Origin of the sequence: Moritella sp. F3, from assembly GCF_015082335.1 — a bacterium.
GTDB lineage: Bacteria > Pseudomonadota > Gammaproteobacteria > Enterobacterales > Moritellaceae > Moritella.
Genome location: NZ_BLRL01000004.1, coordinates 1 through 13,168, shown reverse-complemented (window position 1 = coordinate 13,168; position 13,168 = coordinate 1). Strand labels below are relative to the sequence as shown.

Annotated in this window: 13 protein-coding genes and 1 other RNA gene; 9 read left to right on the top strand and 5 right to left on the bottom strand. The window is 40.7% G+C overall.

The genetic code is table 11. The features are described from left to right. Positions 1-85 precede the first annotated feature (85 nt). A complete protein-coding gene (gene yhbY / locus JFU56_RS08620; protein WP_019440407.1) occupies positions 86-382 on the top strand; it encodes a ribosome assembly RNA-binding protein YhbY in 297 nt (98 codons plus the stop codon). 132 nt (positions 383-514) lie between these two features. On the opposite strand, the gene greA is transcribed toward yhbY, so the two are convergent. Then, positions 515-994, bottom strand: a complete 480-nt coding sequence (greA, locus tag JFU56_RS08615) for a transcription elongation factor GreA (RefSeq protein WP_198436892.1) — start codon at positions 992-994, stop codon at positions 515-517. An 874-nt stretch (positions 995-1,868) separates the two neighbouring features. On the opposite strand from greA, the gene JFU56_RS08610 reads away from it, so the two are divergent. After that, positions 1,869-2,492 (top strand): trimeric intracellular cation channel family protein, encoded by a 624-nt coding sequence (locus JFU56_RS08610; protein WP_198436891.1) that lies wholly within the window; start codon positions 1,869-1,871, stop codon positions 2,490-2,492. A 143-nt stretch (positions 2,493-2,635) separates the two neighbouring features. Here the strand turns inward: JFU56_RS08610 and tyrS are convergent, their stop codons facing one another. Continuing rightward, positions 2,636-3,832, bottom strand: coding sequence for a tyrosine--tRNA ligase (gene tyrS / locus JFU56_RS08605; RefSeq protein WP_198436890.1), 1,197 nt, complete (start codon positions 3,830-3,832; stop codon positions 2,636-2,638). 172 nt (positions 3,833-4,004) lie between these two features. On the opposite strand from tyrS, the gene JFU56_RS08600 reads away from it, so the two are divergent. Together JFU56_RS08600 and JFU56_RS08595 are read left to right on the top strand one after the other, a co-directional pair. Beyond that, positions 4,005-5,306, top strand: coding sequence for a peptidoglycan DD-metalloendopeptidase family protein (locus JFU56_RS08600; protein ID WP_198436889.1), 1,302 nt, complete (start codon positions 4,005-4,007; stop codon positions 5,304-5,306). A 27-nt stretch (positions 5,307-5,333) separates the two neighbouring features. Next, entirely contained in the window at positions 5,334-6,530 is a 1,197-nt protein-coding gene (locus tag JFU56_RS08595) for an anhydro-N-acetylmuramic acid kinase (RefSeq protein WP_198436888.1), read from the top strand. 154 nt (positions 6,531-6,684) lie between these two features. Here JFU56_RS08595 and grpE read toward each other — a convergent pair whose 3' ends face one another. Then, positions 6,685-7,317 carry a nucleotide exchange factor GrpE gene (gene grpE, locus JFU56_RS08590; RefSeq protein ID WP_198436887.1) on the bottom strand — a complete coding sequence of 211 codons (633 nt, stop codon included), beginning with the start codon at positions 7,315-7,317 and terminating at the stop codon, positions 6,685-6,687. Between the two features lie 518 nt (positions 7,318-7,835). Between grpE and nadK the strand changes: the two genes are divergently transcribed. The 3 genes from nadK (at position 7,836) to bamE (ending at position 11,136) form a co-directional block, all read left to right on the top strand. Then, positions 7,836-8,717 carry an NAD(+) kinase gene (gene nadK, locus JFU56_RS08585; protein ID WP_198436886.1) on the top strand — a complete coding sequence of 294 codons (882 nt, stop codon included), beginning with the start codon at positions 7,836-7,838 and terminating at the stop codon, positions 8,715-8,717. 248 nt (positions 8,718-8,965) lie between these two features. After that, a complete protein-coding gene (recN, locus tag JFU56_RS08580; protein ID WP_198436885.1) occupies positions 8,966-10,627 on the top strand; it encodes a DNA repair protein RecN in 1,662 nt (553 codons plus the stop codon). Between the two features lie 152 nt (positions 10,628-10,779). Then, on the top strand, positions 10,780-11,136 hold the full coding sequence (bamE, locus tag JFU56_RS08575; protein ID WP_019440416.1) for an outer membrane protein assembly factor BamE: 357 nt from the start codon (positions 10,780-10,782) through the stop codon (positions 11,134-11,136). 123 nt (positions 11,137-11,259) lie between these two features. On the opposite strand, the gene JFU56_RS08570 is transcribed toward bamE, so the two are convergent. Together JFU56_RS08570 and JFU56_RS08565 are read right to left on the bottom strand one after the other, a co-directional pair. Continuing rightward, entirely contained in the window at positions 11,260-11,589 is a 330-nt protein-coding gene (locus JFU56_RS08570) for an RnfH family protein (RefSeq protein WP_198436884.1), read from the bottom strand. Beyond that, positions 11,570-12,013: an SRPBCC family protein gene (locus JFU56_RS08565; RefSeq protein ID WP_198436883.1), complete on the bottom strand. Its 444-nt coding sequence runs from the start codon at positions 12,011-12,013 to the stop codon at positions 11,570-11,572. The genes JFU56_RS08570 and JFU56_RS08565 overlap by 20 nt, the downstream gene beginning before the upstream one ends. Positions 12,014-12,234: 221 nt before the next feature. Between JFU56_RS08565 and smpB the strand changes: the two genes are divergently transcribed. Both smpB and ssrA read left to right on the top strand, forming a co-directional pair. Beyond that, positions 12,235-12,714, top strand: coding sequence for an SsrA-binding protein SmpB (gene smpB / locus JFU56_RS08560; protein WP_019440419.1), 480 nt, complete (start codon positions 12,235-12,237; stop codon positions 12,712-12,714). 41 nt (positions 12,715-12,755) lie between these two features. After that, positions 12,756-13,114, top strand: a transfer-messenger RNA (tmRNA) gene (ssrA, locus tag JFU56_RS08555). The last annotated feature ends 54 nt before the right edge of the window (positions 13,115-13,168 follow it).

The following is a 13,168-nucleotide window of genomic DNA, read 5'->3' as shown; positions in this document are numbered from 1 at the left end:
ACCATTGCCATAATGGCATGGTATTAAGATGAAGATGAAGCTAAAATTACTCTTTTTCAACCCTAAGTAATAAGAAATTTAAAATATGGCATTAAGCAATAAACAAAAGCAACACTTAAAAGGTTTAGCACATTCATTAAAACCTGTCATCTTACTAGGCCAACACGGCTTAACTGAAGGTGTTATGGCTGAAATTGAAGTAGCAATCGCACATCATGAACTAATCAAAATTAAAGTTGCGTCTGAAGACCGTGACCAAAAAGCATTAGTAATGGATACCATTGTTAAAGAAGCTAACGCAGAAAAAGTAATGAGCATTGGTCACACACTGGTTATTTATCGTACAAGTGATGAAAAGAAAATCATACTGCCAAAGAAATAATCGCTTTGTGAGTATCCAGCTGGGCAAGGAATCCCAGCTCGACTATACCCAGTGTTAACACTGGGTCGCAGAGCATATAAATACAGGCCTGCATCTTCATACTATGTTCGCAAGTAAACTATGTGTCGATAGTTAGATATATTCTACCGATACAATTTCAAATTCAATCGCGCCGCCCGGTGTCGTTACCATAGCAACATCATCCACGCTTTTGCCAACTAATCCACGTGCAATTGGTGAGTTAATTGAAATACGATTCTCTTTAATATTCGCTTCATCATCACCAACAAGATTGTAAGTGATCTCATCTTCTGTTTCAGTGTTATATAACGTCACTGTAGAACCAAAGATAACACGGCCATTATTAGTGATTTTTGTCACATCAATAATTTGGCAGTTAGACAGCTTCCATTCGATATCTTGAACACGGCCTTCACAGAACCCTTGCTCTTCACGTGCTGCATGATATTCCGCATTTTCTTTTAAATCGCCATGTTCGCGTGCTTCAGCAATTGAATTTACAATTTCAGGGCGACGAACTGTTTTAAGATGTTCTAATTCTACACGTAAATTCTCTGCACCACGTGCAGTCATTGGGATCATATTACTCATAATGCTAACCTTTTTAATCAATTCATTATCGTGGCATTACTCAATGTTCAATGCTGATAATGTTTACAATCATAATGGCCTATTGTAATACGAATATGACGATACTTCACCCTATTCAAACCATTAAAGCCATTTAATCTTATTATTGAGATGTGAATTCGTTCATGACCCATGTTCCTTAAATTGCTGCATAACACCCACTTAGATCACGATTTCAGAAAGCACAAGCAAAGTGAACAATGGGATAGCCAAAAGTACACTTCTATTGCCATTTTATAAACTATAATAAGAATATAAGCATGTACACAGACGCCAAAGTGTTAACAAATAAGTGAATACAGTAACTAATCAAGACTTCACCAACTTTAAGCACCCAAACCATCAAAAAACACACTTTACTTATAAAAAGCTAGCCAAACGAATAGAATATGTGCATAATGTATCCAATACAGCAATCCAAGGACATAATCATGAAAGAATTTCTAGCAGTTTTTACTGTTTTAACTACTTTAGCTATCACAAGTGGTGTTTTGCCATCAATCGCTAACCTATAGTTTCAAAAGTTCCGAAAACAGCATGGAAAAGTTTTTATTTATAATGATACTTTATAAATAACCGAAAACTTCTCTATGCTGTTTTTTTATGCCTGTAGAAAAACCTATTTAACTCACTTATCCGTCCATTTCATCTGAAATATCAGATTTATTACATTCCCAAATTTCGCAGCAAAAATTCAAATTTTATCTATATTTTGCAACTTTATTTGTTAGAACTTCGATATAGCTAGAAGAAATCATTTTCTCTATCCGTATACTCAGCATCTCGTTATCGCGGACAAATGTAGAAAGGATTAATAAGTTTACTAATGATGAACATGGATATTATTTATTTACTCGATTTAGCGGGTACTGCTGTTTTTGCAATATCAGGCGTTCAGGTCGCAGGACAGATGCGTATGGATCCATTCGGCGCAACAGTTTTGGCTGCGGTAACCGCCGTTGGTGGTGGCACTATACGTGATGCGATCTTAGATGTAGGTCCGGCATTCTGGGTTCATGATCCCGTCTATCTCAGCGTTATCATTCTAACGTCCTTGCTCACTATTTTGTTTGCCAACCGTAATCATCGCATGCCGCCAATATTATTGCCGCTTGCTGATGCTGCTGGTTTAGCCTTATTTACCGTGATCGGAACCCAAAAAGCGCTAGCTTATGGTGCACCTGGGATGACAGCTGTCGTTATGGGGGTGCTCACAGGTGTAGCAGGCGGTATTATCCGCGATCTATTAGCCAGCCGTGTTCCCATGGTATTACAAAAAGATATCTATGCGACGGCATCAATACTTGGCGGTGTCGTCTATACCGGTGCAGTCTCCATTGGTATCAATGAGGGTTTTGCGATGTTACTCGCGATGACAGGGGTGTTTACGCTCCGTATGGCCGCAGTACATTGGCATTTACGTTTACCTACTTTTGTTTTAAAACATCATCGTTCTTAACTAAAGCCTATTCAGCTTATAAAATGAAGTGATTAAACGAAAAAGCCCGTTATGACAATATCATAACGGGCTTTATTCTTTACACTACCGTTCCGTTAATAACGACACAGCAGTGCTAAGCAGTAGTGGTTGATAATTAGCAGTTAACTAAGTGTAATTCGTGCAAACTTACGTTTACCCACTTGGTATACAGCTGTACCAGCAGTTGGTACAAAGCGTGTATCTTCTACTTTATCGCCATCAATCTTCACAGCGCCTTGCTTGATCATACGCATCGCTTCCGATGTGCCTGATACCAAGCCAGCTTCTTTTAATAAGTTAGCAATCGCTAGCTCATCACTTACTGCAAAATCAAACTCCGGCATTTCATCAGGAATAGCATTTTTAGAAAAACGCTGAGTGAAATCATTATGTGCACTCTCAGCAGCAGCTTCATCATGGAAACGCGCAATGATTTCTTTCGCTAATGAGATTTTAACATCACGTGGGTTTACTGCGTTTGCTGCAATATCTGCTTTGAACTTCTCAATTTCAGCCAATGGGCGGAATGATAATAGCTCGAAGTAGTTCCACATCAAGTCATCTGTAATAGACATGATCTTACCAAACATCTCATTAGGTGCATCAGTTACGCCAATGTAGTTGTTAGCAGATTTAGACATTTTCTTCACGCCATCTAGACCTACAAGCAGTGGCATCATGATAACTGTTTGTGGTTTTTGACCTTCTGCTTTTTGTAATTCACGACCCATTAATAGGTTGAATTTTTGATCTGTACCGCCAAGTTCAACATCCGATTTTAGCGCAACTGAATCATAACCTTGTAGTAATGGGTACATGAATTCATGGATCGCAATACCTTGATTTGACGCATAACGTTTTTTGAAATCATCACGTTCTAGCATACGCGCAACTGTTTGTTGCGACGCTAAACGGATCATACCAGCAGCACCCAATTCATTTAACCACGTTGAGTTAAACTCAATGCGCGTTTTTGACTCATCTAAGATTTTGAATACTTGGTCAGTATATGTTTTAGCATTAACCAGTACATCTTCACGCGTCAATGGTGGACGCGTCGAGTTTTTACCTGACGGATCACCAACGGTTGCCGTAAAGTCACCAATCAAGAAGATCACTTCATGACCAAGATCTTGGAATTGACGTAACTTGTTTAAGATAACAGTATGGCCTAAATGTAGATCAGCACCCGTTGGATCTGCACCTAATTTAATTCTTAGCGGACGACCTTCTTTCAGTTTTGCAACTAGCTCTTCTTCAACTAGGATTTCTTCTGTACCACGTTTAATTTCGCGTAACGCATCATTGATTTGCGTCATAATGTTAAGCTCCACACTTATTACCTAAATATAATGACTCTATAGTACTGGATAGCATCTCAATTGAAAACCGTTGCACTCTGGCATTTCAGGATAATTTTTTTTGCACAGACCTAAGTATTTGTTAGAATATGGCTCTTATTTTTTAATTACCACAAGGTAGTGCCTTCCTATGTCATTCGGTAAGCGTTTTAAGCTATTACCAAAACAACACCGAACGTTCATTCTCATTATCTTTGGTTTGATCATTACGCTGCTGTTTCTACCTGTATCCACCAGCGCACCAGCGTCATCAGATGATGAATCTTTCTACCTCTACAAGATTGGCGACCGCTACAGTTTAAAGCTACCTAATATAGCCGCCGCAGAGGAACGCAAGCCCATCACTCAGCGATTAACCAGTGAAGAGATCGTCGTGAAATCGGGTGATAACTTGTCTTTAATTGGCAAACGTGGTCATTTATCAACGAAAACCATCTATGAAATCGACAGGTTGGCATCGGCAAAACGCTTACGTAGCATTTACCCTGGCCAAAAATTGACCATCACCACGGATGATAATGGCGAATTTGTTGAGCTTATATATCCATATAGCACGACAGAATCGTTATACATCAATAAAACGGCTGATGGTTACAGCACCAAAAATATTAAAAACAAAATTGAAATACGTGAACAGTTTACGCGGGCCGAGATCACCAGTAATTTCTGGAATGCAGGGGTAAAAGCAGGTATGCCAGCAAAACAAATCATGAACTTAGCCACTGTCTTTGGTTGGGATATTGATTTCGCCTTAGATATTCGCGCTGGCGATAGTTTTGCAGTCATCTATGAAGAACAATATATTGACGGTGACTTTATCTCTACCGGCAATATTTTAGCCGCCGAGTTTATTAACCAGGGTGATAAATACCAAGCAGTACGCCACCAAGATGGTAGCTACTACACGCCATTAGGTCGATCTATGCGTAAGGCCTTCTTACGTGCGCCAGTAAACTTTAAATATATCAGCTCTAGCTTTAACCGTAATCGCCGTCACCCTGTGACAGGTAAAGTGCGCTCACATAATGGCATTGATTACGCAGCCAGAACCGGCACGCCCATTGTGTCAGCCGGCGATGGTAAAGTCATTGCCTCTGCTTATAACCGCTTTAACGGTAATTACGTCTTTATTAAGCATAGCGCGAATATTGTGACTAAATATCTGCACATGAACAAACGTAGTGTTAAAAAAGGCCAACGTGTTAAACAGAACCAAAAAATTGGTACCGTAGGCGCAACTGGTCGTGTAACTGGCGCGCATTTACATTATGAATTTTTGGTTAATGGTAAGCACAAGAACCCTAAAACGGTGGCATTACCAAAAGCAGATTCATTACGTGGTAATGATAAATCGACGTTTGTGTCTGGTGCTAAAAATATCATCGATAAGCTAGAAAATAACGCCAAGTTATACAGTTTTATCGAACAATAAAATAAACCAGCAGTGCAAGGGATCCCAATGTTAGACAAACGTGAGCTGTATATCGGATTAATGTCCGGCACGAGTATTGACGGCATTGACGCTGCATTAGTTGCATTTGATGGCGATAAATGTGAATTACTTGCAGAACATCTACAGCCTATGCCTGCTGAGTTAACCGCACAGCTACACCAGCTTTGTCGCCCAAGTAATGATGAAGTAACGGCGCTAGCAAAGATAGAGCAGCCGCTTGCACAAGCCTTTGCACTTGCTTGCCAACAGTTACTCGCGAAGACCCCTTACAATGCCAGTGATGTCACCGCCATAGGTTCTCACGGCCAAACTATACGTCATCATCCCGAGCATGGTTTTACCTTACAAATTGGTGATGCCAATATCCTCGCTGCTTTAACCAACATTGATACTGTCGCTGACTTTAGACGTAAAGATATGGCGCTTGGCGGTCAAGGAGCGCCTTTAGTGCCCGCGTTCCATCAAGCAGTGTTTCAACACCCAACCCTCAATCGCGCGATTGTTAATATTGGCGGTTTGGCTAACATCACTTACTTACCCAGCTTAAAACAAAGTAAACCTGTCGTTGGCTATGATACTGGTCCCGGTAATACGCTACTCGATGCGTGGTTTTCGGCTAAAAACAACAGTACTAAAAACTATGACGAAGACGGTCTCTGGGCTAAATCTGGCGTTATTATTCAGCCACTATTAAGCTTATTGCTACAACACCCTTACTTTGAATTAGCCCCTCCTAAAAGCACAGGGCGGGAGTTATTTAACTTAGCGTGGTTACAGCTATATTTAGCTCACGATTCAAATAGTGGTTTACATGGCAACTTATATAGCGATGTCGATGTACAACGCACTTTAACGCGCTTTACTGCTGTGTCTATTGCCAATGAAGTGAATAAATTAGCACTTAATATCCGCAGTGATATGAGTGGCATTAATCTAAATGCTAATAGCCTAAGCAACAGCACTGAAGTGTATATTTGTGGTGGCGGCGCGGCGAATCCATTACTCATGGCTGACTTAGCGGAAGTCTTACCCGACAATGCAGTGATGACGACTGCAGAAATAGGTATTGATCCGGATTGGGTTGAAGCTATTGCATTTGCTTGGTTAGCTAAACAACATATACATAAGCAGCCCGGTAACCTACCAGCTGTGACAGGTGCAAGTCGAACTGCCATTTTAGGCGCATACTATCCAACAAATTAACCCAGAAAATTAATCTAACGACTTAATCTCGCCTCACCTTCCTTGTCGTTTTGGCTCAATACAAGTATTTGACTAAATTACAGGTAAAAAAATAGAGCCAAACGGCTCTATTTTCACAGCGGTGCTATATTATAGCTACTTGCTACAGTCGCAATTAAGCTTGTGTGTCAATTGTAGGTGTTGCAGCAGGCGCAGCTTTAGAGATCATCACCATTGCAGGTCGAATTAGACGACCGTTTAGCTCATAACCTTTTTGCATTACAGTAATAACTGTATTTGGCGCAACGTCAGCACTTTCAATCATACTCATAGCTTGATGCAATTCAGGGTTAAACGCTTCACCTTCAGGGTTTACCGCTTTAACACCAAATTTTTCTAATGCTGATTCTAAAGATTTAGCTGTTAGCTCAATACCTTCGATCAGTGGCACTAGTGCTTCATTCGTTTTATCAGCATGTTGTAGACCACGTTCCATGTTATCAATAACAGGTAGTAGTTCATTAGCAAATTTTTCTAATGCGAATTTCTTTGCTTTATCAACATCAATCGCAGCACGGCGACGAATATTATCAGCGTCAGCTTTAGCGCGTAATGCAGCGTCTTTAAATTCAGCTGCAGCTGTAGATGCTTTTTCAAGTTCAGCTTCTAATGCAGCGATACGTGCAACAGACTCATCAACTTCTACAGTTACTTCTTCAACTACAGGCTGTGCTTCAACTTCAGCTTCTGTTACTAACTGCTCTTCAACTTGCTTTTCAGCCTGTACTTTTTGCTCTTCGCTGCTCATTACTTTCTCCGACATTCAATTCAGCATACTTTATATAAGTACACTATATTACAATTTATGGGTTATACCGAAATATAATGGGGATCCTAACACGAGATTCAAGTCAAATTCATCTCTAGTTAACTCCTAGCGTAAAATAGTGTGAAAATTACAGCTGAAATAGCTAATGAAGCGCTATATATATTGTCTTTAATCTTTGAATCTTCAACTCGCTTAAGTATATATACCCAAACGACTTCAAGATGCACAACCAGCAAACCGAAAGGAAGAATATTCAAGGCATGAAGTCGACGATTTAGTTATTCTAAATCAAAACTTCATAACGCCGAAGATGCTTTCTTTCGGCTTGCCCTACGGGAGACTAGCTGGAATAACACTACTGCGTTACAATATTTGAAAATGGAGTAACCATTATCTGCATATTGAGCCTTGTTCTGTTATCCCTGCCAGTCTCTGGTATAGCATCTTGAAGTAGTTTGGGTATACTAACTCTATACTTAATTAGTGGAATCAAGGCAATGAAGAGAGAGTTCAAAACTATCGGGTTAATCGGCAAACCCAAGCATCCAGAAACAACTAAAACCCTTATTGCCTTACATAATTTTTTAACCAAACATGACTACAATGTCATTGTGGATAGCCGTGTATCCCAAGATCTTGAGATGGCAGAAGTCTTATCACGCCCACTTATGAATTTAGGTGAAGAGGCCGACCTCGCCATCGTCGTTGGTGGTGATGGCAATATGTTAGGCGCAGGCCGGGTATTATCACGTTTCGATGTCGCTGTTATCGGGGTTAACCGTGGTAATTTAGGTTTTCTAACCGATCTCGACCCTGAAGCCTTTGACGAACATTTACTGGGTGTATTAAAGGGTGAGTACATTTCAGAAAAACGCATCCTATTAAACACCTCGATATATCGCTACGGCATGTTAAAAGCAACTAACCTTGCCTTTAATGAAACCATCTTACATCCGGGTAAGATCCCTGCGATGATCGAATTTGAAGTCTATATCGACAATAGCTTTATGCTCAGTCAACGTGCCGATGGTTTACTGGTATCAACGCCGACCGGTTCTACCGCTTACTCATTGTCTGCCGGTGGTCCAATCGTATCGCCAAATTTAGAAGCTATCTCGCTAATGGCGATGTTCCCACATACACTCTCAAGTCGACCTATTGTGATCAACGCCAATAGCACAGTACGCTTAGTCGTATCGCCAAACAATGAAGAGAACATGATGGTCAGTTGCGACGGTCATGTGCACATTGGTGTGTTACCTGGTGATGAAATAATCATTAAACGTGACAAAAACCATCTGCATCTTATCCACCCAAAAAGCTATGATTACTTTAATGTTTTACGTGAAAAATTAGGTTGGGGCAGTAAATTATTTTAATCTAAATAGTCCTAGTGTAAGGCTTATCCCGCGCTTAAGCCTTACACACCCCTCATCTGCCGTTATTATCTAATATCTATCACGTCACGACCAACACACTTTCTAGTGGCTTTCCCCTACCTCATGCCAGTAAATCGAGATCACAAAGTAAAAATAAACCGCACAACTAAACGCAAAGTATTTACACTTATGGGCTCGCGCATATATACTGTATATAAACCCAGCCTGATAAAATAAACAGGATACGCATGCTAACGCAACTCACTATTCATAATTTTGCTATAGTTAAATTTTTAGAACTTGAACTGAAATCGGGAATGACAACCGTGACAGGTGAAACAGGGGCCGGTAAGTCTATTGCTATCGATGCTTTAGGACTCGCTTTAGGCTCTCGCGCCGACGCCAGCACTGTTCGTCCTGGTGAAAAGAAAGCCGAGATAAGTGCTATCTTTACCGTGGAACCAAGTTCACTCGCCTACAAATGGTTAGTCGAGCACGAATTAAATAATGAAGATGAGTGTATCCTGCGTCGTGTGATAACCACAGAAGGTCGATCTAAAGGTTATATCAATGGGATCCCTGTACCACTACAACAACTTAAATCGATCTCACAATTTTTAGTGCAAGTACATGGGCAACACGCTCACCAAACCTTATTAAAACCAGAGGTCCAGTTAGCTATTCTCGATGGCTATGCGAGTCATACAAAACTACAGCTCAACGTGCGCGATGGTTACCGTACTTGGCATAATCTAGCCAATGAAGAAAAGAAGTTATTACAAAATCAACAACAACGCGCAGCACGACAACAATTACTGCAATACCAGGTATCAGAACTTGACGAATTTGCCCTTGCCGATGGTGAATACAGCCAAATTGAAGCTGAACACAGGCTGCTTGCCAACAGCACAGAATTAGTTGAAGAATGCATGAGCAGTGCTGATACCCTTTATGAAAATGAAGACAACACCATCTGCAGTATGCTGCAAGTCGTTACTCACCGTTTAGAAAACTTGCTCGACATGGATCCAAAATTAAAATCCATCACAGATACCTTGCAAGAAGCCGTGGTACTGGTTGAAGAAGCCGGTAATGAACTCCGCAGCTACACCGATAACCTCGAGCGTGATCCACAGCAATTCGAATACCTTGATGAACGGTTAGGTAAAGCCTTAGAACTGGCTCGTAAACACCAAGTACCAGCAGACCAGTTAGCAACACATCATCAAATGCTAAAATCGGAGCTGGAGAATATAGCCGGGGATGACGAGCGTATTGAAAGCATTAAGCTTGAATTAGCAGAGTCACAAAATAAATATAATCAACAAGCAGAAAAGCTGTCGATTAGTCGTCAAAAATACGCCAAACAACTAAATAGGCTGATCACAGCTAGCATGCACGAGCTAAGTATGGAAAACGGTTGCTTTGAGATGGTTCTGGAAGCCTACGAACATAAAACCCCTAACCCACACGGTTTAGATAATATTAACTTCTTGGTATCAACTAACCCAGGTCAACCATTACAAGCACTAGGTAAAGTGGCATCAGGTGGTGAGCTATCCCGTATTAGTTTAGCGATCCAAGTTATCACAGCGCAAAAAATATCAACGCCAACGCTCATTTTTGATGAAGTCGATGTGGGTATCTCAGGACAAACAGCCTCAATTGTCGGTAAATTACTGCGTCAGTTAGGTGAGAAAACGCAGGTCATGTGCGTAACTCATTTACCGCAAGTGGCATCTAAAGGCCATCAACAAATGTATGTGAGTAAAACCACTGACGGTAAAACAACCGAGACCTGCATGAAGGCCTTAAGCCAAGAAATGCGTATCGAAGAGCTAGCGCGTCTACTCGGTGGCGATAAGATCACCGCATCAACGTTAAACAACGCTGCAGAAATGTTAGTGTAAGCACTCATCAACGTCAAAATGCAGGGAACTATTCCCTGCATTTAACCTCTAATCAGCTAACTTAAGCTAGTCGGCGAATACACCGATTTACTTCACTCGCCAGCCGAGTTACTATTTACCTTTCTTATATGGACTTAATTAGCAAAATACTTATGCGCTTAAAACACTTACTTATTGCAGGCTTGGCTATCTTTAGTTTATCGGGCTGCTCAATTCTTGAAAAACTGGTTTATAAAATTGATATCCCACAAGGTAACTATGTTGAGGATGACCAAGTAGACAAATTACGTGTTGATATGACTAAAGAACAAGTCACATTTGTGCTTGGCAGTCCAATGCTGGTTGATTCGTTTGACCGTGATGTTTGGAATTACTTATACCGCTTTAAAACAGGCCGTGGTGATGTAACCACGAAAGAATTGGTCTTAACATTTTCAGGTAATAACTTGAAGACAGTGGTCGGTGATTATCCACTAAGCCCTGATTTTTCAACACCGCTGGGTCAATAAGCAAACTGCGATTTCTATTGAACCTGAGTTTGGATAATAGAAATTGTAGCGTTACTTATAAAGAGATAATAAAAATCACAACCTGCACTAGATTGTGATTTTTATTTTATTCAGCCAATGGCGTTATTTTATTTTCTGACCGGTCTTTTCGTGCAGTCGCCCTTCTTCTTTGGCTTTACCCGCACGACGCTTACGCATTTCTTTTGGATCTGCGATTAATGGGCGATATATTTCAACACGCTCACCGTCTTCGATCACAGTATCTAGTTTGATTAAACGGCTGTAGATACCCAATTTATTGATTTTGAATTCTATCTCTGGGTATTTAACCAAAATACCGGATGCCTCGATCACTTGCTGTGCTGTTGCACCCTGCTCAACGCTTACCTTAAAGGTAATTTGCTCTTTCGGCAGCGCATAAATCACTTCAACATTAATTTTGGTTGACACCATAAACCTCTTTTGCACGGTCGGTAAAAGACTGCACCATGTTATTCACGAGATCAGAGAAGATACGGCCAAATGCCACTTCCACTAATTTACTGCTAAACACAAACTCTAAATCTAGCGTCACTTTACATGCTGTTTCATCTAATGCTTTAAACGTCCAGCCACCGGTGAGCTTTTTAAACGGACCATCAACCAGATCCATTTGCACTTGTTGCCCTGGTATCAGGGTATTTTTGGTGGTGAAGGTTTTACTAATACCGGCTTTAGCAACATCAACCGCAGCTGTCATTTGGTTATCACGTTCATCTAAAATGCGTGTACCAGTACAACCTGGTAAAAAATCTGGGTATGCATCAACATCGTTTACTAAATTAAACATTTGGTCAGCGCTATACATTAACAGTGCGCTGCGCGTTATCCGTGGCATACGTGTCCCTATCTTCAAAACTATAATCTAAAAATCAAATCGTTTACTAAAGGCTCAATATCTCGCGGCCATTAGTAATAAGCAGGCAACTTTAGCATTTATCTCACTAAAATTCATTTGTTATTCCGCGCAAAGCAAGACAAGTACTAGGATAAAATGCGATTTTGTTATAATATTTATAACATTAAATTCCGTCAATGATGGGTGCATAAAGATAAATTATGGCTAAGAAAAAACCAAAAAATAGCGAAAACACGATAGCGCGAAATAAGACCGCTAGTTTCGAATATAAAATCGAAGACCGCTTAGAAGCTGGACTAGAACTTCAAGGTTGGGAAGTTAAATCATTACGCGCTGGTAAAGTAAACATTACAGAAAGTTATGTGTTTATTAAAAACGGTGAAGCGTTTATGTCAGGTGCGCAAATAATGCCACTCGATGCTGCATCAACGCACGTAGTATGTAACCCAACACGTATTCGTAAGCTGTTATTAAATAAGCGCGAATTAGAAGTACTAGCAAGTAAAGTTGAGCGTCAAGGTTATACTATCGTAGCAACATCTATGTACTGGAAACAGGCATGGGTGAAAATCAATATTGGCCTTGCAAAAGGTAAAAAAGAGCACGATAAACGTTCAGATGTGAAAGATCGAGAATGGAAAATAGACAAAGAACGAATGATGAAGCACAAAGTTCGTTAATTAGTTGCAATTCCAAACTAAAGGCGTAGAATTTTAGTTCTGGGGTCGATTTAGGATTCGACGAGATTCACGAAACCCTAGGTGCATGTCGAGGGGCGGTTGGCCTCGTAAAAAGCCGCACTGTTATAGTTGCAAACGACTCTAACTACTCTCTAGCAGCTTAGGCTTGCTAGCCATCATTTAGAACCCTGCCTGAGGGTCTCTAATATTGTATGGTCATTAAATATCAGGATCGCATGGACTCTTCGCTCGTAGAGAAAGTGCTAAACTCAATCGAGCACGCTTTTGTTCGGCCTGTCACTCGGCTTAATAAAAAGTTAAATTAATAGAGATGACTAAACATGTAGTACCGCGGATGTAGGTTTTTCGGACGGGGGTTCAACTCCCCCCGACTCCACCAAACGCAAGTTAGAACGGCACCCTCCTAAGTGTCGCAGCCCATTGAATGGTTTGA